14 protein-coding genes are annotated in these 23,355 nt (G+C 70.9%); 11 read left to right on the top strand and 3 right to left on the bottom strand.

What is annotated here, in order from left to right; all coding sequences use genetic code 11:
• Nucleotides 1-738 precede the first annotated feature (738 nt).
• Both D457_RS0118915 and D457_RS0118920 read right to left on the bottom strand, forming a co-directional pair.
• On the bottom strand, nt 739-2,106 hold the full coding sequence (locus tag D457_RS0118915; protein WP_017582242.1) for a sensor histidine kinase: 1,368 nt from the start codon (nt 2,104-2,106) through the stop codon (nt 739-741).
• Nucleotides 2,103-2,798 (bottom strand): response regulator transcription factor, encoded by a 696-nt coding sequence (locus tag D457_RS0118920; RefSeq protein ID WP_017582243.1) that lies wholly within the window; start codon nt 2,796-2,798, stop codon nt 2,103-2,105. Before D457_RS0118920 ends, D457_RS0118915 begins: the two co-directional genes overlap by 4 nt.
• 321 nt (nt 2,799-3,119) lie before the next feature.
• On the opposite strand from D457_RS0118920, the gene D457_RS0118925 reads away from it, so the two are divergent.
• Genes D457_RS0118925 through D457_RS0118940 form a run of 4 tightly spaced genes read left to right on the top strand, consistent with a single transcriptional unit; the run spans nt 3,120 to nt 8,022 of the window.
• On the top strand, nt 3,120-4,322 hold the full coding sequence (locus D457_RS0118925) for an ABC transporter ATP-binding protein (protein WP_017582244.1): 1,203 nt from the start codon (nt 3,120-3,122) through the stop codon (nt 4,320-4,322).
• A 13-nt stretch (nt 4,323-4,335) separates the two neighbouring features.
• Complete coding sequence (locus tag D457_RS0118930) at nt 4,336-5,724, top strand: ABC transporter substrate-binding protein (RefSeq protein WP_017582245.1); 1,389 nt, start codon at nt 4,336-4,338, stop codon at nt 5,722-5,724.
• Nucleotides 5,717-7,114 carry an ABC transporter permease gene (locus tag D457_RS0118935; protein WP_017582246.1) on the top strand — a complete coding sequence of 466 codons (1,398 nt, stop codon included), beginning with the start codon at nt 5,717-5,719 and terminating at the stop codon, nt 7,112-7,114. The genes D457_RS0118930 and D457_RS0118935 overlap by 8 nt, the downstream gene beginning before the upstream one ends.
• A complete protein-coding gene (locus tag D457_RS0118940) occupies nt 7,111-8,022 on the top strand; it encodes a carbohydrate ABC transporter permease (protein WP_017582247.1) in 912 nt (303 codons plus the stop codon). The genes D457_RS0118935 and D457_RS0118940 overlap by 4 nt, the downstream gene beginning before the upstream one ends.
• A gap of 155 nt (nt 8,023-8,177) precedes the next feature.
• Here the strand turns inward: D457_RS0118940 and D457_RS0118945 are convergent, their stop codons facing one another.
• On the bottom strand, nt 8,178-8,750 hold the full coding sequence (locus tag D457_RS0118945; RefSeq protein ID WP_017582248.1) for a restriction endonuclease: 573 nt from the start codon (nt 8,748-8,750) through the stop codon (nt 8,178-8,180).
• A 298-nt stretch (nt 8,751-9,048) separates the two neighbouring features.
• On the opposite strand from D457_RS0118945, the gene D457_RS0118950 reads away from it, so the two are divergent.
• From D457_RS0118950 to D457_RS36495, 7 genes are all read left to right on the top strand, one after another.
• Complete coding sequence (locus D457_RS0118950; protein ID WP_239646153.1) at nt 9,049-10,644, top strand: TIGR02677 family protein; 1,596 nt, start codon at nt 9,049-9,051, stop codon at nt 10,642-10,644.
• Complete coding sequence (locus tag D457_RS32915) at nt 10,644-12,104, top strand: DUF2398 family protein (RefSeq protein WP_017582250.1); 1,461 nt, start codon at nt 10,644-10,646, stop codon at nt 12,102-12,104. The genes D457_RS0118950 and D457_RS32915 overlap by 1 nt, the downstream gene beginning before the upstream one ends.
• Nucleotides 12,101-16,294: a TIGR02680 family protein gene (locus tag D457_RS0118960; RefSeq protein WP_017582251.1), complete on the top strand. Its 4,194-nt coding sequence runs from the start codon at nt 12,101-12,103 to the stop codon at nt 16,292-16,294. The genes D457_RS32915 and D457_RS0118960 overlap by 4 nt, the downstream gene beginning before the upstream one ends.
• Nucleotides 16,295-16,522: 228 nt before the next feature.
• Nucleotides 16,523-16,876 carry a CU044_2847 family protein gene (locus D457_RS0118965; protein WP_017582252.1) on the top strand — a complete coding sequence of 118 codons (354 nt, stop codon included), beginning with the start codon at nt 16,523-16,525 and terminating at the stop codon, nt 16,874-16,876.
• A 68-nt stretch (nt 16,877-16,944) separates the two neighbouring features.
• On the top strand, nt 16,945-21,219 hold the full coding sequence (locus D457_RS0118970) for an nSTAND1 domain-containing NTPase (RefSeq protein WP_017582253.1): 4,275 nt from the start codon (nt 16,945-16,947) through the stop codon (nt 21,217-21,219).
• Nucleotides 21,220-21,358: 139 nt separating this feature from the next.
• On the top strand, nt 21,359-22,330 hold the full coding sequence (locus D457_RS0118975) for a bile acid:sodium symporter family protein (RefSeq protein ID WP_017582254.1): 972 nt from the start codon (nt 21,359-21,361) through the stop codon (nt 22,328-22,330).
• Nucleotides 22,331-22,410: 80 nt separating this feature from the next.
• Nucleotides 22,411-22,575, top strand: coding sequence for a hypothetical protein (locus D457_RS36495; RefSeq protein ID WP_017582255.1), 165 nt, complete (start codon nt 22,411-22,413; stop codon nt 22,573-22,575).
• Nucleotides 22,576-23,355: the final 780 nt, after the last annotated feature.

Below are 23,355 nucleotides of genomic sequence, written 5' to 3' on the forward strand. Positions count from 1 at the left end.
CCATCTGGGTCTGATCCGCTGCGCCCAACTCCTGGACCAGCACTGACGGCTCTAGGAGCATCCTGACCCCATTCACCCAACACCGAGGGGCGCCCCGCTCACACCCGGGGTGCCCCTCACCCGTTCCCCACCCCTGCGCGCACCGGCCCACGTGTCGCGGCTGGTCAAGCGTCCCAGCGCAACAGCGGCAGCGGCGATGGTCGGGTGCCTGTTTTGGCCCTCTCTCCGGGGATGATCTTGCTACCAGGAGCAACTTCGGCGCCGAACTCGCTCCTGGTAGCAAGATCACCGGGGATACAGGGGTTTCGGAAGCAGCGGACAGCCCCGAGCGCGGGTTTCGGGTGCCGCGCTTCCACGCTGAAAACCGGCCCCACACGCACGGCTGGCCCTGCCTGCCTCGCCCGGGGGAGGCAGCCCGTACCCCCGTTGTGCCCGCCCGCACTGCCCTGGGTGGCTCCGCCACCGGGGGCTCGGCCGCCTCACCGCCACGACACGCGGCCCGGCGCGCTACCTCCTTCGCTGCCGCCTTTCGTTGCCCTCCTTGACCAGACGCGACACGCGGCCCGGTGCGCGCAGGCCTGGGGGTGTTCCCTCCTTCGCTGCCGCTGTTCCGTCGCTGGGAATGACCGGCCGTGACACGGGCACCGATCCCCGCAGGCCTGGGGGTGTTCCTTCCTTCACCGCCGCGCCGAGTGCCCGTTCGGGGGAGTGATCGGCAGCGACAGCACTTCCCAGGGTTCAGCCTGAGCGGCGCAGTCGCCAGGCGCGGGGTTGTTCCTCCTCGTGTGGGACGTCCAGTTGTGCGAACCTTGCCCGTACCCTCGCACCGCCCAGTTTCCCGCGTTCCAGGTGAACTGTGCCGCCGGTCGCCTCCACCGCGTGCCGGACGATGTCCAACCCGAGCCCGGTCGATCCGCCTCCGCTCGTGCCGCGTCGTAGTGCGGCCGTGGGATCGGCAAACCCCGGGCCCGCGTCCTCCACGATCAGCGTCACCCAGCCCGCGTACTCCACCACGGCGACCGCGAAGGGCCCGTCCGCCGGGGTGTAGCGGAAGACGTTGCCCACCAGCGAGTCCAGGACAGCGACGCATTCGTCCCGGTTTAGGGCCACCAGGCAGGGGGCCTCGGGCAGGTCCAGCGTCGCCTCCCGCCCCTGGTCGGCGGCGAGCATCGACCAGAATCCCATCCGGTCGAGCACTGCCTCGGACAGGTCACAGGCCCGCTCGGCCTCCCCCTGCCCCGGGGCCGGTTCCTGCGGGCGTACGTCGCGGATGATGGCGTCCACGTCCTGCTCCAGCGCCGCGATCGCGTCCCTGATCCGTTCGCCCTCGGCGCCGGGCACGGTTTCGGTGTCCAGCCGCAGAGCTGTCAGCGGGGTGCGCAGCCGGTGCGAGACGTCGGCGGCCATCTCCCGTTCCTTGGTGAGCAGCCCTTGGACGCGCTCGCCGATGGCGTTGATCGACTCGCCGAGGATGACCAGGTCACGCGGACCGTGTACGCGTATCCGGGCGTTCAACCGGCCCTCGCCGATCGCCACGGCCGTGTCCGCCAGAGCACGCAGCGCACGTCGCGCGGGCCGGCTCAGCCGGTCGGTGATCAGTACCGCGCCCAGCACTACCAGTACCGCGACTACCACCAGCCCGCCCAGGGCCCGGCCCAACCCGGTGGTGGCCTCCCACCGGGGCTGGTACACCTCCACCACGGAAACGTCGCCCCCGTCGGCAGTATCGCCTTCGGGCGCGGCGACCGTCAGCAGGTACACCGTGCCGTCCGCGACCTCGCGCACGCCCTCGAACCCCGCGCCGTCGTCCCGCGCGGCCGCCACGTCATCCTTTTCGGCCCGGCTGGCCCCCACGGTCGTCCCGTCGGGCAGGTGCACCGAAAGGTGGCCGCGCGCGCCCGCCGAGGTCGAGGCCACCACGCGCCGCAACAGCGCGGGGTTGGGGCCCGCCTCCGCTACCGAAGCCACCATGTGCGCCTGCGAACGCACCTCGGCCTCGGCGCGTTCACGCGCCTCCCACCAGGCCCACAGCCCCGTCACACCGATCATCACCACCGCGACCAGCACCGTGGCCAGGGTGACGGCGCGGGCCAGCAGCCGCCTCAAGCCGGTTCCACCAGCTTCAACCCCACGCCCCGCACCGTGTACAGGTACCGGGGGTGGCTCGCGCTCTCGCCGAGCTTGCGGCGCAGCCAAGACATGTGCACGTCGATGGTCTGGTCGTGGCCCACGAACGGGTGCTGGTGCCAGACCGCCTCCACCAGCTCTTTACGGCTCACCACCCGACCCGCGTGCTCGGCCAGGTACGCCAACAGGTCGAACTCACGGCGGGACAGCTCCAACGGGCGCCCCGCCAGTGTCGCCTGCCGGCGGGTCAGGCTGATGGACAGCTCGCCCACGGTCAGCTCCCCGAGGTCCGGGGTACTCGCGGAGGACCGACCGGACCTGCGCAGCAGCGCGTTCATCCGGGCCGCCAACTGAGTGCTGGAGAAGGGCTTGACCACGTAGTCGTCGGCCCCGTCGTTGAGCAGGCGCACGATCGACTGCTCGTCGCCGCGCGCCGTCGCCACGATCACCGGGACGTCGCTGTGCCCGCGCAGCATCCGCAGCGCCGCGGCGCCGTCCAGGTCGGGCAGGCCCAGGTCCAGGATGACCAGGTCGGGTTCGTGTTTGGCGGCCTCGCGCAGCGCGTCCAGGGCGGTGCCCACGGGCAGCACCACGTGCCCCAGACCGCTCAGCGCCCGCATCAGAGCGCCCCGCACCATCTGGTCGTCCTCGACCAGCAAGACCGTTGCCATGCGCACACGTTAACCAACGATGAACGCGAGCACGAGCCCGGGAACCCCGGGTGATCAGGCGCAACGAAGCTGTGACCACCCGCAGGCACCACCCGCAGGGTTTAAGTCGAACGAGACGCTTCGTTAAGGCTTCCTTAGGGAGCGTGACACTACTGTCGTCACACATCACCGGTGGTGGCGCGCATCACAGGACGTGCGTCACAGGGGACGCGCCACTTGTGGCAGACGACTCCGACCCACCGGTCTGACTTCCTCGATCCGTCAGCGGATCCACTACCGGCTACTACCGGGCACCACCCGTGCCCGTTCCACGGAGGTGTCGTGGCAGAAATCGTGATCGACGGCCTGGGCAAGGTCTACCCGGACGGAACCCGCGCGGTCAACGACCTCTCGCTCGACATCCAGGACGGCGAGTTCCTCGTCCTGGTCGGCCCCTCCGGCTGCGGCAAGACCACCGCCCTGCGGATGGTCGCGGGCCTGGAACAGATCAGCGAGGGCACCGTCCGCATCGGTGACCAGGTGGTCAACAACGTCCCCGCCCGGGACCGGGACGTGGCGATGGTCTTCCAGTCCTACGCCCTGTATCCGCACCTGAACATCTTCGAGAACATCGCGTTCGGGCTGCGCCTGCGCAAGGTCCCCAAGGCCGAGATCGACAAGCGCGTCCGCGAGGTCGCGCGCGTCCTCGAACTCGAGGAGCACCTCACCCGCAAGCCCGGCAACCTCTCCGGCGGTCAGCGCCAGCGGGTGGCCATGGGCCGGGCGATCGTCCGCGAGCCCCGCGCCTTCCTGATGGACGAACCCCTCTCCAACCTGGACGCCAAACTCCGGGTGCAGATGCGCGCCCAGATCGCCCGCATCCAGCGCGACCTCGGCGTCACCACGGTCTACGTCACCCACGACCAGACCGAGGCGATGACCCTCGGCGACCGGGTGGCCGTGATGAAGCGGGGCGTCCTGCAGCAGGTAGGCCCGCCCCAGGAGCTGTACGACCACCCGTGCAACCTGTTCGTCGCCGGGTTCGTCGGCTCGCCCGGCATGAACCTCATCTGCGTGGAACTCCACGAGGACGGGGAGACCGGCCGGTTCCACGTCCGCATCGGCGACCAGCACCTCGACTTGCCCGAGAGCTTCCTGCACCGGCGCCCCGCCCTGCGCGGCTACGCCGGATCCAAGGTCGTCGTGGGCATCCGCCCCGAGGACATGGAGGACGCCGAGATCGTCGGCGGCACCGAAGGAGCCACCCTCACCTCGGTGGCCGACCTGGTCGAGGCCATGGGATCCGACGTCCTCGTGCACTTCCCGCTGGACGCCGCACCCGTGGTCACCGAGGACACCCGCGAACTCGCCCGCGACGCCGGGACCGACGAGACCCTCCCGGCGACCGACGACGGGGTCGTCCTCGTCGGCCGCTTCAGCCCCCGCACCCACGTGTTCGAGGGCCAGACCATCTCCATCGCCGTCGACACCGAACGGCTCCAGTTCTTCGACCCGGCCACGGGTACCGCGATCCACGACTCCTGAGGAGCGATCCCCCATGTCAGCACGCAGCACCACCCCGCACCCCACCCCGCACCCCACCCCGCACCCCACCGCGCACACCACCGCGCGCTTCACCGCGCACCGTCCCCGGTTCCTGGCCGCGACCGCCGCCGCGCTCGGCCTGGCCCTGGCCGCCACCGCCTGTGGAGGCGACGGCTCCACCGCGGCCTCCGGCGCGGACCTCGACGGCCAGACCCTGGAGATCGTCGGCCCCTGGGCCGGTGACGAGCAGGAGGCCTTCGAGCAGGTCCTCGCGCTCTTCGAGGACCAGACCGGCGCCACCGTCTCCTACAGCGGCGCCGGGGACGACCTCCAGACCGTCCTGCAGACCCGCATCCAGGGCGGGGACGAGCCGGACGTCGCGCTCATCCCGCAGGCCGGACTCATTCAGCACTTCGCTGACGAAGGCGTCCTGGTACCGCTCTCCGACGAGGTCGTCCAGGCCATGGACGAGAACATGGCCGGGGCCTGGGCTGAGATCGGCTCGGTCGACGACACCCCCTACGGCGTCTACCTCAAGGTCGCCAACAAGTCCCTGGTCTGGTACAACGACGAGCTCTTCGCGGAGACCGGGGCCGTGCCGCCGGAGAGCTGGGAGGAGTTCGTCGAGCTGTCCGAGAACCTGGCCGACGTCGGCGTCAGTCCGCTGTCCGTGGCCGGGGCCGACGGTTGGGTCCTCACCGACTGGTTCGAGAACGTCTACCTCCAGACCGCCGGTCCGCAGATGTACGACCAGCTCGCCGCGCACGAGATCCCGTGGACGGACCCGAGCGTCGAGGTCGCCCTGGAGACCCTCGCCGACGTGTGGGGCGAGGAACAGCTGATGCTGGGCGGTTCCGGCGGCAGCCTCCAGACCGACTTCCCGACCTCCGTGGTCAACGTCTACAGCGACGACCCGGACGCCGCCATGGTGGTGGGCGCCGACTTCATCGGCGGGGTCGTCACCGCCAGCACCAACGCGGCCGTGGGCGACACCGCGCAGATCTTCCCCTTCCCGACCATCGGGGGCGGCGGTGACTCCGTCGTCGTGGCCGGGGACGCCGCCGTCGCGATGAGCGAGGGCGAGGCCACCATGGAGCTGCTCCGCTTCCTCGCCACCCAGGAGGCCGCGGGAGAGTGGGCCGCCATCGGCGGGTTCATCTCCCCGAACAAGCACCTGACCGCCGACGACTACGCCGACCCGGTCCTGGGCCAGGTCGCCGAGCAGGTCATCCTCGCGGGTGACAGCGTGCGCTTCGACCTGTCCGACCTCCAGCCCGCCGCATTCGGCGCCACCGTCGGCGACGGCATGTGGCAGACCCTCCAGGACTTCCTGGCCGACCCCTCCGACGTCACGGGCACCATGGAGCGCCTCGAGGCCGAAGCCGAGCGCGCCCATGGCTGAGTCCCGCCCCGTGGCCGGGTCCACTGAACCCGCCGAACCGCGCCCCGTGACTGAGTCCCGCTCTGCGGCCGCGCTCGCCGAGCCCCGTCCCGGCTGGCGGCGGCTGTTCGGCCCCGCCACTCTGTTCCTGCTACCCGCCCTGCTCTTCCTCGGCGTCTTCCTGGCCTACCCGGCCGCGTACTCCGTGGTCCGCAGCTTCTTCGACGCCTCCGGGTCCCAGTTCGTCGGGATCGACAACTACACCCGGATGTTCACCGACGACCGCACCCTCACCGCCATCCGCAACACCGGCATCTGGGTTCTGGTCGCACCCGCCCTGGTCACCGGGTTGGGCCTGGTCTTCGCGGTGCTCACCGAGCGCGTGCGCTGGGCCACCGCCTTCCGTGTCCTGCTGTTCATGCCCATGGCGATCTCCCTGTTCGCCTCCGGCATCATCTTCCGACTGGTCTACGACGAGAACCCGGACCGCGGCGTGGTCAACGCCGCCGTGGTGACCGTCCACGACACCTTCGCCTCGCCCTCCGAATACCCCGGGGCGCGCCCGCGCGGCGACGAGGAACTCGACACCGACCCCGCCCGGGGCGGCTTCACCACCACGCGGACCTACGAACCGGGGGAGACCGTCACCCTGCCGCTGGTCGGCATCCGCCCCACCGAAGTCCCCGAACAGGCCGTACAGGCCGCCGCCCCTGAACCCTCCGGAGACACAGTGCCCTCCGGGGACACCATCGAGGGCGTGGTCTGGCTGGACGTGGCCCTGGGCGGCGAGGCCGGGACCATCGAGGACGGCGAGAACGGCATGCCCCGCATGACCGTCGACGCCCTCCGGGACGGTCAGGTCGCGGCCAGCGCCACCACCGGCGACGACGGCCGCTTCACCCTCACCGGGCTGGAGCCGGGCGAGTACGAGGTCCACCTGGCCGCGGACAACTTCACCGAACCCTTCCGCGGTCTGACCTGGTTGGGCCCCACCCTGATCACCCCGGTGATCATCTCCTCCTGGGTGTGGATCATGACCGGTTTCGCCATCACGTTCATCGCCGCGGGGCTCGCCGCTATCCCCAGGGACGCCCTGGAGGCGGCCCGGGTCGACGGCGCCACCGAATGGCAGGTGTTCCGCAAGGTCACCATCCCCCTCCTGGGGCCGCTGCTGCTGGTGGTGTTCGTGACCCTGATGATCAACGTCCTGAAGATCTTCGACCTCGTGTTCGTGATCGCACCCGGATCGGTCCAGGCCAACGCCAGCGTGATCGCCCTGCAGATGTGGCAGGTGTCCTTCGGGGCGGGCGGAAACCAGGGTCTGGGCAGCGCCCTCGTGGTCCTCCTGTTGGTCCTCGTCCTGCCGATCGTCTACTTCAACATCCGCCGATTCCGACGGGAGCGCTCGTGACCACCACGCCCCAGCAGTCTCCCTCCGTCGTCGAGGTGACGGTCTCCGGCGCCCCGCGCCGCGGGCTGGCCTCACGGCTCGTCTCCCGACTGGGATCGGGCACCCTCCAGGCGGCGCTGGCCCTAGTCGCCCTGTTCTGGATGGTGCCGGTCGTCGGCCTGCTGCTGGTGTCGCTCCGCTCAGAGGCGGACAACACCAACAGCGGCTGGTGGACGGTTCTGCTCAAGCCCACCGAACTCACGCTGGACAACTACCGGACGCTGGTCAACAACGACGTCCTCGTCCAGTCGTTCCTCAACACCGTCTACATCTCGGTACCCGCCACCCTGCTGGTCGTGGGCATCGGCGCACTGGCCGCTTACGCGCTGGTGTGGATGGACTTCCCCGGCCGTGACTGGATCATGGTGGCCGTGGTCGGCCTGCTGGTCCTACCCATCCAGGCGGCGCTGATCCCCATCTCCCAGCTGTACGGGGCCCTGGGGATCTTCGGCTCCATCACCGGCGCGATCCTGTTCCACGTCGCCTTCGGGCTGCCGTTCGCGGTGTTCCTGCTGCGCAACTTCTTCGTGAACATCCCGCGGGACCTGCTGGAGGCGGCCCGGATGGACGGCGCCAGCGAATGGCGGATCTTCCGCAGGGTCGTCCTGCCGGTGGCCCGCCCCGCACTGGCCTCGCTCGCGGTCTTCCAGTTCCTGTGGGTGTGGAACGACATGTTGGTCGCCCTGGTGTTCACCAGCCCCGACTCCGCCCCGCTGACGGTGGCGCTGCGCTCGCAGCTGCGCCAGTTCGGCACCAACATCGACGTCCTGGCCTCTGGTGCCTTCCTGTCCATGCTGGTTCCGCTGCTGGTCTTCTTCGCCTTCCAGCGCCACTTCGTCCAGGGGGTGTTCGCGGGCTCCGGCAAGTAGATCCCACGAGATCCGACCCGAACCAGACGGCCACGGTCCCACTCCCTCGTCACGACCGCTACCGGCCGTCCCGGGCCCCGCGGAAACCACTCCCTCCGCGGGGCCCGCTTTCGTTGCCCGTCAGCGCATCCGGCACCGGTCACCGGGCCACGACCTCAGCGCGGCGGCAGCTCCGGGGCGCGTTCTCCGGCCATCCACAGCCCCAGGCCGTGCCGGTCCACCAGAACCATCCCGTCACGGGCCTCGCGCACGGCCTCCCGGGAGAACCCGTTCGAGGCGACGAACATCCCCACATAGCCCCGGTGCCCTCCGGCCAGCGCACCGAGGAAGGCCCGCACCTCGTTGGGTGGTACCGGTTTGCGCCAGCGCTTGCACTGCACGGCCAGCGGCCTACCGTCTGGGGTCTGCGCACGCAGGTCCACCCCGCCGTCGGAGGCCCCGCCGACCACCGCCACCTTCGTGTATCCGTGGGTGCGCAGCAAGCGCGCCACGTGGTGCTCGAACTGCGTCCCCGACATCGTGTCGATCCCCGCGATCCCGGTGCGCGAGACGATCCACCGCTCCCGGGCCAGCCGCACCCGCGACCACGCCCACCAACCCAGCCCGGCCGCCGCGACCACCACTGCCAGACCGACGGACAACAGCACCCCCGGGCGTTCGGCGTTGTCGAACAGCCATCCCAGCCCGAGCAGGAGCACCAGCGCCGTCAGCGGCAGCGCACCCCGCAACCTTCGCACCCAACGCCGCCGCCCGCCGCGCCCGCGTTGCCGGCCGCGCCCGCGCCGACCCTGCCGCACACTCACGTTCCTCCCTGGGGATGGGGACATACCGGGGCACATCATTCCACGGGATGCGCACATTTCCCCGGGACGTTCGGCCCGGGGTGACCAAGCCGACCACCGCACCCCGCCGACGCCGGTCCGGACTGTCCCCGGGCACTGCCAGAATGGCCCAGTCGTGGTTTCGCGCCCGGGGGTGCGCGGACGGGGGACACGAGTACGGGCACGAGTACACGGGGGTGCAGTGGTGGCCGAGCGCAGGGCTCTGGATCTGGACGCGCTCGCGGTCAGCGACCGTTTCCGGCTGTTCAACTTCACCCGGCGCGACGACCACGTCACCTACCTGTGGATCCTGCGCGCCGTGGACCGCCTGCGCGAGGTCCACCAGGTCCAGGTCGGTGCGGACGAGGTCGCCGCGACCCTGCGCGAACTCACCGCCGCCCACGCCGAGGCGCCCGAAATCCCCGCCCAGGGCCTGCGCCACCGGCTGGACGAGCTCGCCGCCGACGGCGTGGTGCACCGCTTCGACGACGCCTCCCGCGCGGGCACTCTCGCCAGCTACCGCAACCGCCAGTCCGTCTACCAGTTCAGCGAGCTCGGCTACCGCGCCTACCACGCGGTCGAAAACCTGCTCGGCGCACGGGTCGAGGACGTCAACCTGTCCCGCCTGGTCTTCTCCGACGTCCTGGAGGACCTCGGGGCGCTGGCCGAGGCCAACCGCACCGGCCGGGTCGAGGACGTCTACCGCCGCCTGTCCCGCCTGGACGCGGTCATGGAGGACATGGGCCGCCGCTCCGCCCAGTTCCACGTGACCCTCGGCGAGATCCTGCGCTCCACCGAAGCCTCCTCCGAAGTCTTCCTGCGTCACAAGAACGCCCTGCTGGTCCACATGTCCGACTTCATGGCCGAGCTGGACCGCTACCTGCCCCGGCTGGACCGGGCCGTGCACGAGGTCGAGGCCACCGGCCTGAGCACCCTGCTCTCCCGCGCCGCCGACGTGGACGAACGCCTCTTCATGGACCGGACCGAACGCCTGGAGGACTGGTCGCGCCGCTGGTGGGCGGTGCGCGCCTGGTTCGCCTCCGAGAGCGGGGCGCCCACCCGCGCCGCCGAACTCGGCCAGGCCACCCGCTCCGCCGTCTCCGGGGTCGTCGCCCTGCTGCGCCAGATCACCGATGCCCAGCGCGGTGGCGTCAACCGTTCCACCCAGCTGCGCCACCTGGCCGCCTGGGTGTTCGACACCCCCGACGACGGCGCCGCGCACGCCCTCATGGGCGCCGCCTTCAACACCCGTTCCGCCCGCCACCTGGGCGTGGCCCACGAGGACGGCGACGAGTTCGCGCCCACCGACTCCTGGCACGACGCCGCCGGGGTGGAGGTGTCGGTGACCCTGTTCCGCAGCGACCGCTCACCCACGCACGGCGTCCCCAAACCGGTGCGCCGGGACACCGGCGCCCGCTCCGAGCTGCGGCGCCGCCAGACCGAGGGCCGCGAGGCCGAACGCGCCTCCGCCGCCCGCCTGGTCCAGGAGGGCGCGCACCACCGCGTTCTCGACGACAGCGACACCAAGGTGCTGCTGCGGCTGGTCACCAAGGCCCTGGAATCGAGGTCGGTGGTCGCCGGGCGGATGAGCTCGGCCACCGGCGACGACGCGGGCACCCTGGTCAAACTGGTCCCCAGCGACCAGGGAAGTACCGTGCGCACCTCGCAGGGCAGCCTCCACCTGCCCGGTTTCCGACTCGAACTCGCCTCCCGCGCCCGCGGCGCCCGCGGAACCCGCAGCACCCGCGGCGCTGACGGCACCCGGGGTGACCAGAGCATGCCCACCCGGAAGGGGGACTGATGGCCCGGCGGAACCGCCCCCGCGTCGAGGACGTGGACCTGGGCTCCTACCAGCAGGCCGTGCGCAAGGTCCTCACCTGCGACGTCATCACCGCCGCCCGGCCGCGCCCCGGCGTGCTCGACCAGGTCCTGCACTGGGCCGACCAGATGACCGAGGACCTGCGCGACCTGTTCGGGTACACCCTCATCGCCACCACCGACCACGTGCGTCTCGTCCGTGAGCTCGACCTGCTCGACCCCAGCCAGCGCCAGACCTTCGCCCGCAAGGGCAAGCCCTTCGACCGCCGCCGCCTGGCCTACCTGTGCCTGCTGCTGGCCGCCTTCCAACGCTCCCAGGTCGAGATCAGCCTCGGTGACCTGGTCAAACGCCTCACCCCCTCGGCCAACGAGATCGAGGGTCTGGGCTACGACCCCACCGACTCCACCCACAAGGCCGCGCTGGTCGACGTCACCCACTGGCTGCTGGACCGGGGCGCCCTGCACCTGTCCGACGGCTCCGTCGAGGCCTGGGCCCGCGGCGGCGAGCAGGGCGACGCGCTCTTCGACATCGACCACGAGATCTGCGAGGTCCTCTTCCGGCCCACCCGGCCGGTCCAGCACCTGAACAGCGCCTCCGGCCTGCTCAGCGACGCCCTGGGTCCGGACGCCCCCCGCGAACGCGCCGCCCAGCGCGCCCGCCGCCTGCTGGTGGAGTACCCGGTGGTGTACTACGCGGACGTCGAACCCGAGGTCGCCGCCGCCCTGCGCGGCAAGGGCCCGGCCGAGGAGGTGGCACGCCTGACCGGCACGAAGCTCGAGCGCCGCGCCGAAGGGGTCCTGCTGGCCGATTCCTCCGGTACCTTCACCGACCGCGCCTTCCCCGGCAGGGGAGGGGCCGTCACCCGCACCGCCGGGCTGCTGCTGGCCCAGATCGCCAACCACTTCGAGGAGTCCTGGGCCGCCCTGGCCCACCTGCCCGCCCCGGGCCCCGTCCACGAGCACCCCGAGCTGGTCGCCCGGATCGACGCCGGGGTCCCGCAGGAGGGCGTCGTCACCGAACTGGCCTGGGCCGAGGCCGGGCACGCCCCGACGGTCGCCGAGCCCGCCTCGGTGCCGCTGGTGGAGCGCGAACGCCTGGAGGAGATGGTCGCCGATCTGTTCGAGGAGTTCGGCGCGTCCTCCTTCACCGCCAGCTGGCAGCAGGACCCGCAGGGGCTACTCGACGCCGCCCTGGCCCTGCTGACCGACCTCTCCCTGGTCCGGCCGCTGCCGGGCGGGGTCCTGGTCACGCCCGCCGCCCTGCGGTACCGCAACATCCGGGGCGCGCTGCCCGAACGCCCCGACACCGGGCTGCTCCCGTTCGGCTCGCTGGACCCGACGTCCGGCGACACGACCGGACCCGAGGCCCCCGCCACCCAGCCAGAGCCCCCAGAACAAGCAGAACAAGCAGAGACCGAAGGAACCGAGGAACCCGCGCCATGACCCGCAGGAGCGACCGCTTCCGGCCCAGCCGGGCCGGTGTCGTCAACGTCTGGGACTACGTCGACGAGGAGTTCGCCTTCGCCGACGGCCGCCTCGTCCTGCGCGGCCACAACGGTTCGGGCAAGACCAAGGCCCTCGAAGTGCTGTTCCCCTTCGTCCTGGACGGCTACACCGACGCCCGCAGGCTGGACCCCTTCAGCGGCCAGAACCGCACCATGAAGTCCAACCTCCTCTACCGGGGCGACGAGTCCGCCTACGGGTACGTGTGGATGGAATTCGCCCGCGACAGTGATGACGCGGGCACGACCGAGACCGTCACCCTGGTCATCGGCCTGCGCGCGCACCGCCACCGCGACGGGGTCAGCCCCTCCTTCTTCGTCACCGACCAGCGCCTGGGCGTGGACTTCGGGCTGCTGGCCACCGACGGGCGCCCGCTCACCGAACGCCAGCTCAAGGCGGCCCTGGGCGAGGACGCCCACCACTCCACCGCCGCCGACTACCGCCGGGCCGTCGACGCGCGCCTGTTCGGGCTGGGGGAGCGCTACGTCCAGCTCCTGGACCTCCTGCTCGCCCTGCGCCGCCCACTGCTGGCCAAGGACCTGGACCCGGAGAAGGTCTCACACACCCTCACCGGCGGTCTCAGCCCCCTCGACGACGCCCTCGTCGACCAGGCCGCACGCGACTTCGCCAACCTCGCCGCCGTGCAGAGCCGCTTCGCCAGCGCCAAAGCCGCCCACGAGGCCGCCCGGACCTTCACCGGCGTCTACGCCGACTACCTCACCGCCAACGCCCGCCACCGGCTGTCCCGGGTCGCCGCCGCCACCGAACAGGCCGACACCCACGCCCGTACGGTCACGGAGGCCGCCGCCGAACTGGACCGGGCCACCGAGGCACGCGAGGAGGCCCGCGAACGCGCCGACCAGCTGGCCAAGGAGTCCGAGCGCCTGGATGCCCAGTGCGCCACCCTGCGCCAGCACGAGACCCTGCGCGACCAGCAGGCCCTCCAGGTCCGGAGGGAGAACAACGAGGCGCGGGCCCGCCAGATCGCCACCCAGCAGGCGCGTGTGCGCGCCCAGGAGGAGGAGATCTCCCGGCTGAGCGGAGAGGCCGCCCGCGTCGCCGAACGCGTCGAACGCGAGCGCGCCCGCGCCGAGGACCTGCGCACCGAACTCAGCGCGGCCGCCGAGGCCTCCGGCATCGTTCACGATGCCGAGGGTGAGGTGGACACCGGCGACGACCTGCCCGAGACAGCTCGGGGCCGTGCCAGCGCCCGACTCGACGACGTGCGCGCCGTACGCGAGCGCCTCAACGCCCAAGACCGCGCCGAGGACGGCCGAGCCCGCGCCGAAGCCGCCGCCACCCGGGCCGAGGACACCCTCGGCGAACGCGAAACCGAGTGCGCCAAAGCCGAGGAGAAGCTCACCGAGCTCCGCGCCACCGTCGCGCAGAACCTGGACGCCTGGTCCGAGCGCTGGGAGATCGTCGGCCCCGAGTCCCTGACCGCCCTGCGGGACACCCTCGACCACTACGGCGAACCCGGCACCGCCACCCTCGCGCAGGTGTTCAACGAACAGCTCCACGACCAGCAGCTACAGGCGGCCACCCGCGCCAACGGCCTGGAGTCCGAACAGAGCCGGCTGGGCGAGGAACTGGCCGCCGTCCGCCGCGAACGCGACCACATCGCGGCCGAACGCGACGACGCCCCGCCCGCCGACCCCCTGCGCCCCGCCCCGCGCGAAGGCCGTCCCGGAGCCCCGCTCTGGCAGCTGGTCCGCTTCGCCGAGGACCTGACCGAGGCCCACGCCGCCGCCGTCGAAGGCGCCCTGCACGCGGCGGGCCTGCTCACCGCCTGGATCCACCCCGACCCCGACCTCACCCGCGATGCCCTGGCACAGGGCGAGGCCGACGCCTACCTGCTCCCCGCCGAACAGGGCGCTACCGGCGCCAATGGACAGACCCTCGCAGACGTCCTCGTGCCCGAGACCCAGGAGCACGTCCCCGCCGACACGATCGCCCGGGTCCTGGCCTCGATCCCCTTCAACGACGGGGAGAGCGATGCGCTCCTCGGCGTGGACACCCGGGCCCGCTTCCGTCTCGGCCCCCTCACCGGCGCCCACCCCAAGGCCGCCGCCGAGTTCATCGGCGCTACCAATCGCGCCCAGCGCCGCCGCGAGCGCCTGGCCGCCCGCGACGCCCGGCTCGAAGAGCTCTCCGCCCGCTGCACCGAACTCGGCGACCGCCTCGCCCGGGCCCACGAACTCCTCAAGGACTTCGACCGCGCCCGCGCCGACCTGCCCGACGCCACCGAGGTCGTCAAGGCCCTGCGCGCGCTCGAACGCCACTCCACCCTGCTGGCCTCGGCCCGCGCCGCCCGTGCCGAGGCCCGACGCGACCTCGACGCCGCCGTCGCCCAAGTGGATGCCGAACGCCGCCAGGTCCGCACCGCGGCCGCCGAACGCGCCATGCCCACCCGCCGGGAGGACGTCGACGCGGTCGCCGCCGCGGCCGAGGCCTTCCAGGACACCGCCCGGAACCTGCACGCCGCCCGCACCGACATCGCCGAGTACGAGCGCGACCTCACCGGGCGCCAGGACACCGTTACCCGTCTGACCGAAGCGCTCGACAGCGACCGCGCCGACCTCGACCAGAGCCGCACCGACCACGCACGCGAGACCGAGGAGCTGGCCACCCTGGAGGCGGCCATCGACGCCCCGGCCCGCGAACTCCTCGACCAGCTGGAACAGGCCCAGAACCAGCTCCGCGAGGTCCAGAAGCAGCACCGCGACGCCACCGCCGTGGCCTCCCGCGAGCACGACCTGTCCGTGCGCTCCGAAACCCTGCGCGACAGCGGCCGCCAGGCCCTGGCCCAGGCCCTGGGCACGCTCTTCGAACACGCCGCGGCCTTCGCCGGGCTCACCCAGCCCGCCGTGCGCGCCGTCATGGGGGTGGACACCGCCGGCTCCTGGCCGGTCGCCGACCAGTGGCCCGCGCCCGAGGAAGCCGCGGAGCGCCTACTCACCGGGCAGGCCGCCACCGTCCGCGAGATCCTGCCCGGGGCCGCCGCGGCCCTGCTGGACGGTTTCGCCGAGGTCGTCGGCACCAAGGACGTCGGCGACGCCGAGCTCAAGACCGCCGGGACCCGCATGTCCCAGGCACTGCGCACCTTCCAGGAGGCGCTCGGCGGGGACGCCGAGGGCTACCGCGTGGACCACGAGGTCGGTGCCAGCGGCCTGGTCACCGTGCACGTCAACGACGAGAACGGCCGCAACCCCGTCTCCGCGTTCGCGCGCGCCGTCGCCGAACGCGTGGAGGAACAGGGCGTGCTTCTGCGCGAGGAGGAACAGGGGGTCCTGGAGGACGAACTGCTCAGCGGGATCGCCCAGCAGATCCACGACCGGGTCCGCGCCGCCAAACTCCTGGTGCGCGCCATGGACCGCGACACCCGCGCCCGCCCCATGTCCTCCGGCACCCGGGTGGGCATCCGCTGGTCCCGCTCGGACGGCCTCGGCGACCACCAGCGTCGGGCCACCGAGCTCGTCCGCCAGGACGGTTCCGGTCTCGGCCCCCGCGGTCTGGGCGAACTCCGCGCCGTCCTGCGCGAGATGATCCGCGAGTACCACGCCCGGCACCCCCGCGCCAGCCACAAGCAGGTGCTGGCCGCGGTCCTGGACTACCGCGACTGGTACCGCTTCGAGCTGCGCCTGGCCGAACCGGGCAAGGACGAGGTCACCCTCACCAAGAACAAGCACGAGCAGATGTCCGGTGGCGAGAAGTCCGCCGCCATCCACCTGCCGCTGTTCGCCGCGGCCAACGCCCTGTACTCCTCGGCCGCACCCACCTGCCCGCGCGTGGTCGCCCTCGACGAGGCGTTCGCGGGCATCGACGACCGCTACAAGCCCGAACTCATGGGCCTGACCGTCACCTTCGACCTCGACATGTTCATGACCGGCCACGACCTGTGGGTGCACTACGACACCGTGCCCATGGCCGCTCACTACGACATGCACCACGACAAGGCCAGCCACACCGTCTCCGCCCTGCTCATGCTCTGGGACGGAGAGCAGACCCTGGACGCCGACGCCGGCTTCGCGGGCAACGAGGAACTCGCCGCACAGCTGCTCGGCATCACCCCGACCCGCTACGTGCCCCAGTCCACCGCGGGCACCCTCCTGGACGAGGCGGCCACCTGACGACCCCGGGGACCAGCGACCCGGTGCGCGGCATGCGACGTACCGGGGCCGTCGGAACCGGAAAAATAAACTGAGGGATTCAATTCCCTGCTCGTGTTCGCTGGTTTTCGATGATAAACAGCAGGTGGCAGCGGTGTGGCCGGGCCAGTAGAAAGAATGGCCCGGGTTTTGTGGCGCGGAGAACTCCCGGTTGGTTAAAATCTCAGCTCCCGATTGTTGGAGCGCGAAATGACGGAACACTTTCTCCGCACGGTCGAGGTGCCGTTGGGCGAGGACGGCGCGGAAACCGTCCTGGTTCAGGTGCGCGCCGCGGACGATTCCATCGTTCCGGTGGGTCGCGGCGACCGTTCCGTCGTGCGGGCCAGGAAGACCTTCTCCCAGATGCTCGGTACCGTGCGGCCGGTCGCGGAGAGCTTCGTCGGGCAGGTCAAGGGAATGGCGGACGCCCCGGAGGAGGTCACCCTGGAGTTCGGGATCTCGCTGTCCGCGGAAGCGGACCTGGTCATCGCGAGCACCACCACCGAGGCCAATTTCTCGGTGAGCCTGAAGTGGAAAAGCAAGCCCGAAGTGAAAAACGGGTGACGCGCCATGTCAGCTGATCGCGACCGGCCGGGGCACCGGTGGTTTTCCGCTGGACCGGCAGGGGCCCCATGACGGGGACTGCCCCACGGAGTGCGGGTCAGGCACTGGACTCGGGGGTCGCCCGCATCGCCGGTCAGGACGGGCGCCCCCGCGGTACGGGTGCCCTCATCGCCCCGGACCTGGTGCTGACCTGCGCGCATGTGGTGACCAACTGCTTGGGGGAGCCCGGCCCGAATCCGGAGGACCCCGGGGCGGAGGTCATGGTCGATTTTCCGCTGGCGGGACCGGCCGCCCGCGGTTTCAGCCCGAGGCCGGCCGAGGTAGAGCGGTGGATACCGGCCAGGACCGACTGGACGGGGGACGTCGCGCTCCTGCGGCTGCGCGAACCCGTGCCCGGCACGCATCCCCTGCCCCTGGCCGAACCGGAGGACGTGTGGGGGCACCCGGCCCGGGCGGTGGGCTTCACCGAATCGGAACCGACCACTCGGTGGATACGGGGGCTCCTCGGCGGAAGCACGGAGGAGGGGTGGGTCCAGCTCTCCCGCGCCGACGGACAGACGACGCACGTCAAGCAGGGCTTCAGCGGAGGTCCGGTCTGGGACGAGGGACTCGGTTCGGCGATCGGTCTCGTGGTCGTGTCCCAGCCCGAACGGGAGGCCCAGCAGGCCTTCGTGCTGCGTACCGACACGATCCTGAGGGAACTGCCCGAACTCGAGACCGTCGTACGCCCGGACTCGCCCTTCCGCGGACTGGCCGCTCTGGGTGAGGCGGACGCGGACGTCTTCTTCGGCCGGGGCGACGATGTCGACCGGGTGGTCGAGGCGCTGCGCGGCGGAAGCGCTCCGGTCACCGTGTACGGCCCCTCGGGATGCGGAAAGTCCTCCCTCGCCCTCGCCGGTGCGGTGCCGAGGATGCGTCAGCACGGCTACGAGGTGGTGGTGCTCGACGCCGGGCGCACGGCCTCCCCGCGCAAGGCCCTGGCCACGGAACTCTCCGAGATGGCGGCATCGGGCCGCTACGGCGGGGAACGGGCGGGGCGGGCCGACCCGGAGCGCGTCCTGGAGTGGTTGGACGAGTCGGGTATCGCGCACACCGTTCACCAGGTCACCGGGGGTCAGGGCACGAACGTCCTGATCGTGCTCGACCAGGCCGAAGCGCTCCTGAACCTCCCGGAACCGGAGATCGACAGGACCGTCGCCCTCCTGTTCCCGGAGAACGGGACGGATGGATTCCGGGTGCTGCTCACCCTGCGCGCCGATTTCATGGCCACCGCTCTGAGCCACCCGGGAGTGGGACCGGCGCTGCGGCGCGGTAGCACGCTTCCGCTCACCCCCATGGGGCCGGAGCAACTGCACGAGGTGATCACCGGACCGCTGAACGGCATCCCGGGCGTCGAGTACGACCCCGGGCTCGACCAGCGCATCCTGGACGACGCCGGACACGATCCCGGAGCCCTCCCGCTGCTCGGGTTCGTCCTGGCGAAACTGTGGGAGCGCCGGAGCGGAGGACGGCTGAGCAGCGAGGCCTACGAAGATCTGGGCCGGGTGTCCGGTGCGCTGAAACGCCACGCCGAACAAGCGTGGCGGGCCTGTGTCAGACCGGGGGAGGAGCAGCAGGAGCGCCGACTGCTGACCGGGTTGGTGCGGGTCCTCCCCGGAGGTGAGGCGCCCCTGCGGCGCGTCCTGACCAGGGCGGAGGTCGGGGATCGGCTCTGGGAACTGGTGCAGGAGCTCGCCCGGCCCCAGTGGCGCCTGCTGGTCCTGCACGGCGACGGCCACTCCCAGAGTGTGGAGCTGTCCCACGAGGCTCTCATCAGGGAGTGGCCGGAGCTCGCCGAGGAGGCCGGGGCCAGCGCCGACTTCCTGGCCGTCCGTGCGGAGATCCAGCATGACCTGGAGCGCTGGCGGGAAAAGATGCGTGCCCTGGACCTGCTGCCCGGACACACCCAGCTCGACGGCTGGAAGGCCAAGTTGAGTCATCGGGAAGGGGAGTTGACCGGGGAGCAGCGGGAGTTCCTCGGCCGGGCCCGCCGACGCCGGGCGCGCCGCCGGGCCGCCGCGATGATGACCGGAGGCGCGATCGTCGTGGTCCTCGTGGTGCTGGGCGGACTGCTCGGGACCCTCTGGGAGGAGTCCAGGGTGCGAGCGGAACGGGAGGCTGAGGGAATGTCGCGATCGCTCGCGATCCAGTCGGACGAGCTGATGTCGGTCAACCCGGTCCAGGCGGCCCTGGTCGCGCTCACCGCGTACGAGACCGCCCCGACCGAGGAGGCCCGAAGTGCGCTGATGCGCCGGTATCTGAGCTTCCAGCACAACGAGTGGGTCCTCTCGGGGGCGGAGGGGCAGATCCAGGAGGCGGTCATGAGTGCGGACGGGACGGTGATTCTGGTGCGGACCGTTCGCGGCCGAGCCACCCTGTTCGTGCGTACGGACGAGGGCGGGCTCAGACAGGAGCAGCTCGGTCTCAAAGAGAACGTCCTGCTTCCCTCGGTCAGCCGGGACGGTCGGCGGATCGCCTACGTGCACGATGTGGACGGGACCGTGGTCTGGCACGACGTGCTGCCGGAGGGGGAACGGCTGCTCGGACCGCCGAACCAGCTCGAAGGCGCGATGGAGGACATTTCGCTGGGGGTGACGGTCTTCGGTGGAATGCGGGTCATGGACTTCTCGCCCGAGGCCCGACTGCTGGTCGGCACGTCGGCGGCCGATTCGGACCGGCCGGTCCAGGTCTGGGACCTGGAGACGGGGAAGCCTCGCTCGTTGCCCGAAGACGTACCACGCCTGAGGGAGGTGTGGTTCGGCCCGGACGAGGACACGCTGGTGGCCGTGGCCGCCGACCCCGGCACACTGATGACGATCGATGCCGCTACCGGAAGGGTGCGTGCGCTTGCGGAGGACGTCGACGGACAGCAGGTAGGGGCCTCTGGAGACGGCGGCGTGGCGGTGGTCTGCCGGACGGAGGAGAGCAGCCCCGACCCCGACGGGTTCACGGCGAGGGAGGCCCACTACCGGGCCCTGCGGGTGGCGGACGGCGAGGTACTGGCGGAACACAGTCAGAGCAGCGGGTACTCCTCCTGCGGCGGTTCGGCCGTCTCCGAGCGGGGGGAGCGCTTCGTGGTACCCGGGACGGATGACGAGTGGGAACTCGTCGATACCTCGGGATCAGACGAGGTGGCACAGCTCGTCGGACCGCAACGGCCTGCGAGCAGAGGCCGTTTTCCCCTGCTGGGAACAGGGAGTGATCCGGTCATCGTCACCCAGGATGACAACACGATCACCGGATGGCGCATGCCCGAGTCCGGGGGGATGGACGTCCACGGCGACCCGCGGTTGCTCGGAGACGGCGGCACCATGGTGCTCCGCCTGGGCCCGCAAGGCCGAACCCTGCGCGTGGAGGAGACCGAAGGCGAGAAACGGATCCTGGCCGGCGTGGACCGGGACTTCGCCGTACCCGCGGATCCGGACCAGATGATCCAGGTCAACCCCGCTGAGTCACTGGTGGCGGACATCGGGGACCTCAACCGGGTCACGGTCTACGAGCTGCCCTCACTGCGCAGGGTCAGCGAGTTCACCACGATCGCGCCCTCGACCGGCTGGGAGGAGCGCCTGGAGTACCTCCATGTCCGGTTCCTGGACGACGACCGGATCCTGACGCACACCGGAGCCGACCTCGAACTCTGGGACGCCCGTACCGGTCGACGCCTGTCCGTCATGAACCTGGACGATCTGCGGCTCACCGAACAAGAGGAGCCGTACTATTCCGTGTCCGCCTTCGGTTCCCCCGCGCTGGACCACGTGCTGATCAACATCGACCGGGAACCGGGCCTGTACGCGGTGGACCTGACGACCGGAGAGAGACGGGAGGAACTCGACGTCCGGATCGACGACGTCGTGGCGGCCTTCCTCCTCGAGGACCCGCGGTACATGGCCGTGCTGGACACCGGTGGAATAGTGGAGCTGTGGTCGGTGCCCCCAGGCGGGACCCCTGAGAAGGTGGTGGGCTCCCTCGGGCCGCTCCCGTCGAACGGGTGGACGCTGGCCGCACCCGAAGGGCCCGCGTTCATCCTGGCCACCGGCGGCTCGGTGCAGTTCCTGCGGGCGGATGACCCCACCCACAGGGAGACCTACCAGTTCGGTGGGCCCCAGGGGTTCGCGGCGGTGACCCGGGACGGACAGGCACTGCTGCGCGCACCCGCGCAGGGCGGACGGATGAGCCTGCTTCGCCTCAACCCGCAACTGTGGAAAGAGCACCTCTGCGCGGTCGCCGGACGTGAACTCACCGCGGACGAAGTCGGTGCGCTTCCACCGGGTCTGCCCGACAAGGTCTGTTCCCGGGACCTCTGACTCGGGGAACCGAAACCGGACCGTGGATTCACCGCCCCGCCGGGCGCCCACCGGGCGTGCTGGGAGTAGGGTTCCCCAAACCCGGTCGCGGCTCGTGTGAACCGGGGCGGACGTGCACGGACACGGGAAGAAGTACGCGATGAAGGTCATCAGGAAGGTCGCCGACTTCGTCGGCACATGGTTCGCGGTCCTGGTCCTGGCCGGGGCGATCATCGGGATGCTCGTCCCGGCGCAGGCCTCGCTCATCACACCCCACGTGCCCCTGCTGCTCGGCATCATCATGTTCGGTATGGGTCTCACGATGCGTCCGGTGGACTTCGCCATCGTGGCCAAGCACCCCAAGGCCGTCCTCCTGGGCGTGGCCGCCCAGTACACGGTCATGCCGCTGCTGGCCTGGGGCATCGCGCACGCGTTCAACCTGCCGCCGCTGCTGGTGGTCGGCATGATCCTGGTCGGTGCCTCACCCGGCGGCACCGCCTCCAACGTCATCGTCTACCTGGCCCGCGGCGACGTGGCGCTCTCGGTCGCGATGACCTCCATCTCCACCCTGCTGGCGCCCTTCCTGACCCCGCTGCTGGTGCTGGGCCTGGCCGGTTCGACCCTGCCGGTCTCCGCGAGCGCCCTGTTCGTGTCGATCCTTCAGGTCGTGCTGCTCCCCGTCATCGCGGGCCTGCTGCTGCGCACCTTCGCCGAACGCTTCGTGGCCCCGCTCCTGCCCCTGATGCCGCTGGTCTCGGTCGCCGGCATCGTGCTGGTCGTCGCCGGGGTGGTGGGCGCCAACGCCGACGCCGTGCTCACCACCGGTCTGCTGCTGGCCCTGGCCGTGATCGCGCACAACACCCTTGGTCTGACCGTCGGTTACCTGGTGGGCTACTTCGGCCGGATGCCCGAGAGCGCGCGCCGTGCGGTGAGTGTTGAGGTCGGCATGCAGAACTCGGGGCTGGCCGCGAGCCTGGCCACCACCCACTTCGAACCGATCGCCGCGCTGCCCGGGGCGCTGTTCTCGGTCTGGCACAACCTGTCCGGAGCCGCCGCGGCGACCTACTGGGCCCGCAAGGCGCCCAAGGACGCCGAAGGCGCCGAGGAGGCCAGGGAACCCGAGCGTTCCTGACACGCCGGGGCTTGCCCCACACCCGACTCACATGACACGCTCGCCCCTGACATCCCCCACGCACGACGAGGACGGATCACGTGGCCGCCCGAAAGAAGAAGCGCAAGCCCGGACGCGGTAAGAACGACATCCACCGGGGCCCCACCCGCGACCCGGGGCCGACCGGGAACGTGGGCTGTTACTTCATCTTCTTCGCGATGCTCGCCATCGGCCTGATCGTCCTGCTGCTGGAGATCTTCACCTAGCCGCAGAGCACCAGCCTGTGTCGCCATCCGGTCCGGGCATCGCGGTGAACAGCACAACGGCGAAGGCCGCCGGCCACCGACCCGTGACGGAGCTCCGCCACGACAGGAACCGCATCCCACACATTCTGGGGGAGTGACCTCGGCGGAACCGTGATGGTTCGCGAAACCACGTGCTGGAGCACAGGCGGTATGCGGGCGAAGGCCCGAACAGACAGCTGACCCCCGTCGCCGGGCGACGGGGGTTTCAACTCGGGAATCTGCTGGAGAAACTCGGGGCTCAAGGACCGGACGGGTCCCGCCGCGACCGGGACCCCACGGGACATCCGAGCCAACGGCTGCCCCGTGCGCCCCAACCCCTGAGTTGCCAGAAGCAGCCGAGGACTTGGGACTTCCCCGAGAATCGCAAGAATCCCCTGGTCGGAGTATCCCAAGGGTTTCGGGGCCTCAGTTCCGAAAAACATGGAACCGTCTCCGAAGCACTGAAGAAGCTTGTTCAAGTGCAAGGAATTCGGAACCTGGAGCGGGGAGAGGGTCGCTTTCCAGTAGTAAGACCCCGGTGTGCTCCTTCGAGTTGTTCTTTGGTCTCGCGCCACCCAGGTAACAAAGCCGGTGCCTGATCGAGGCGGCCAGTGGAGGAGGTGGGCTGACTCCTGTTCTGGGGGCCGGGAGCGTAGCAGCGCTGCGGTACCTGTAAGCGTTGCGGCTCGGTGTTCCCCTGCGGGGCGACCACGAGACGGGTCGCCCAGCCGCGGGTCCGGTAGGAATGGCTGCCGCCCTGGG

It is taken from the genome of Nocardiopsis valliformis DSM 45023 (assembly GCF_000340985.1).
Taxonomy (GTDB): Bacteria; Actinomycetota; Actinomycetes; order Streptosporangiales; family Streptosporangiaceae; genus Nocardiopsis; species Nocardiopsis exhalans.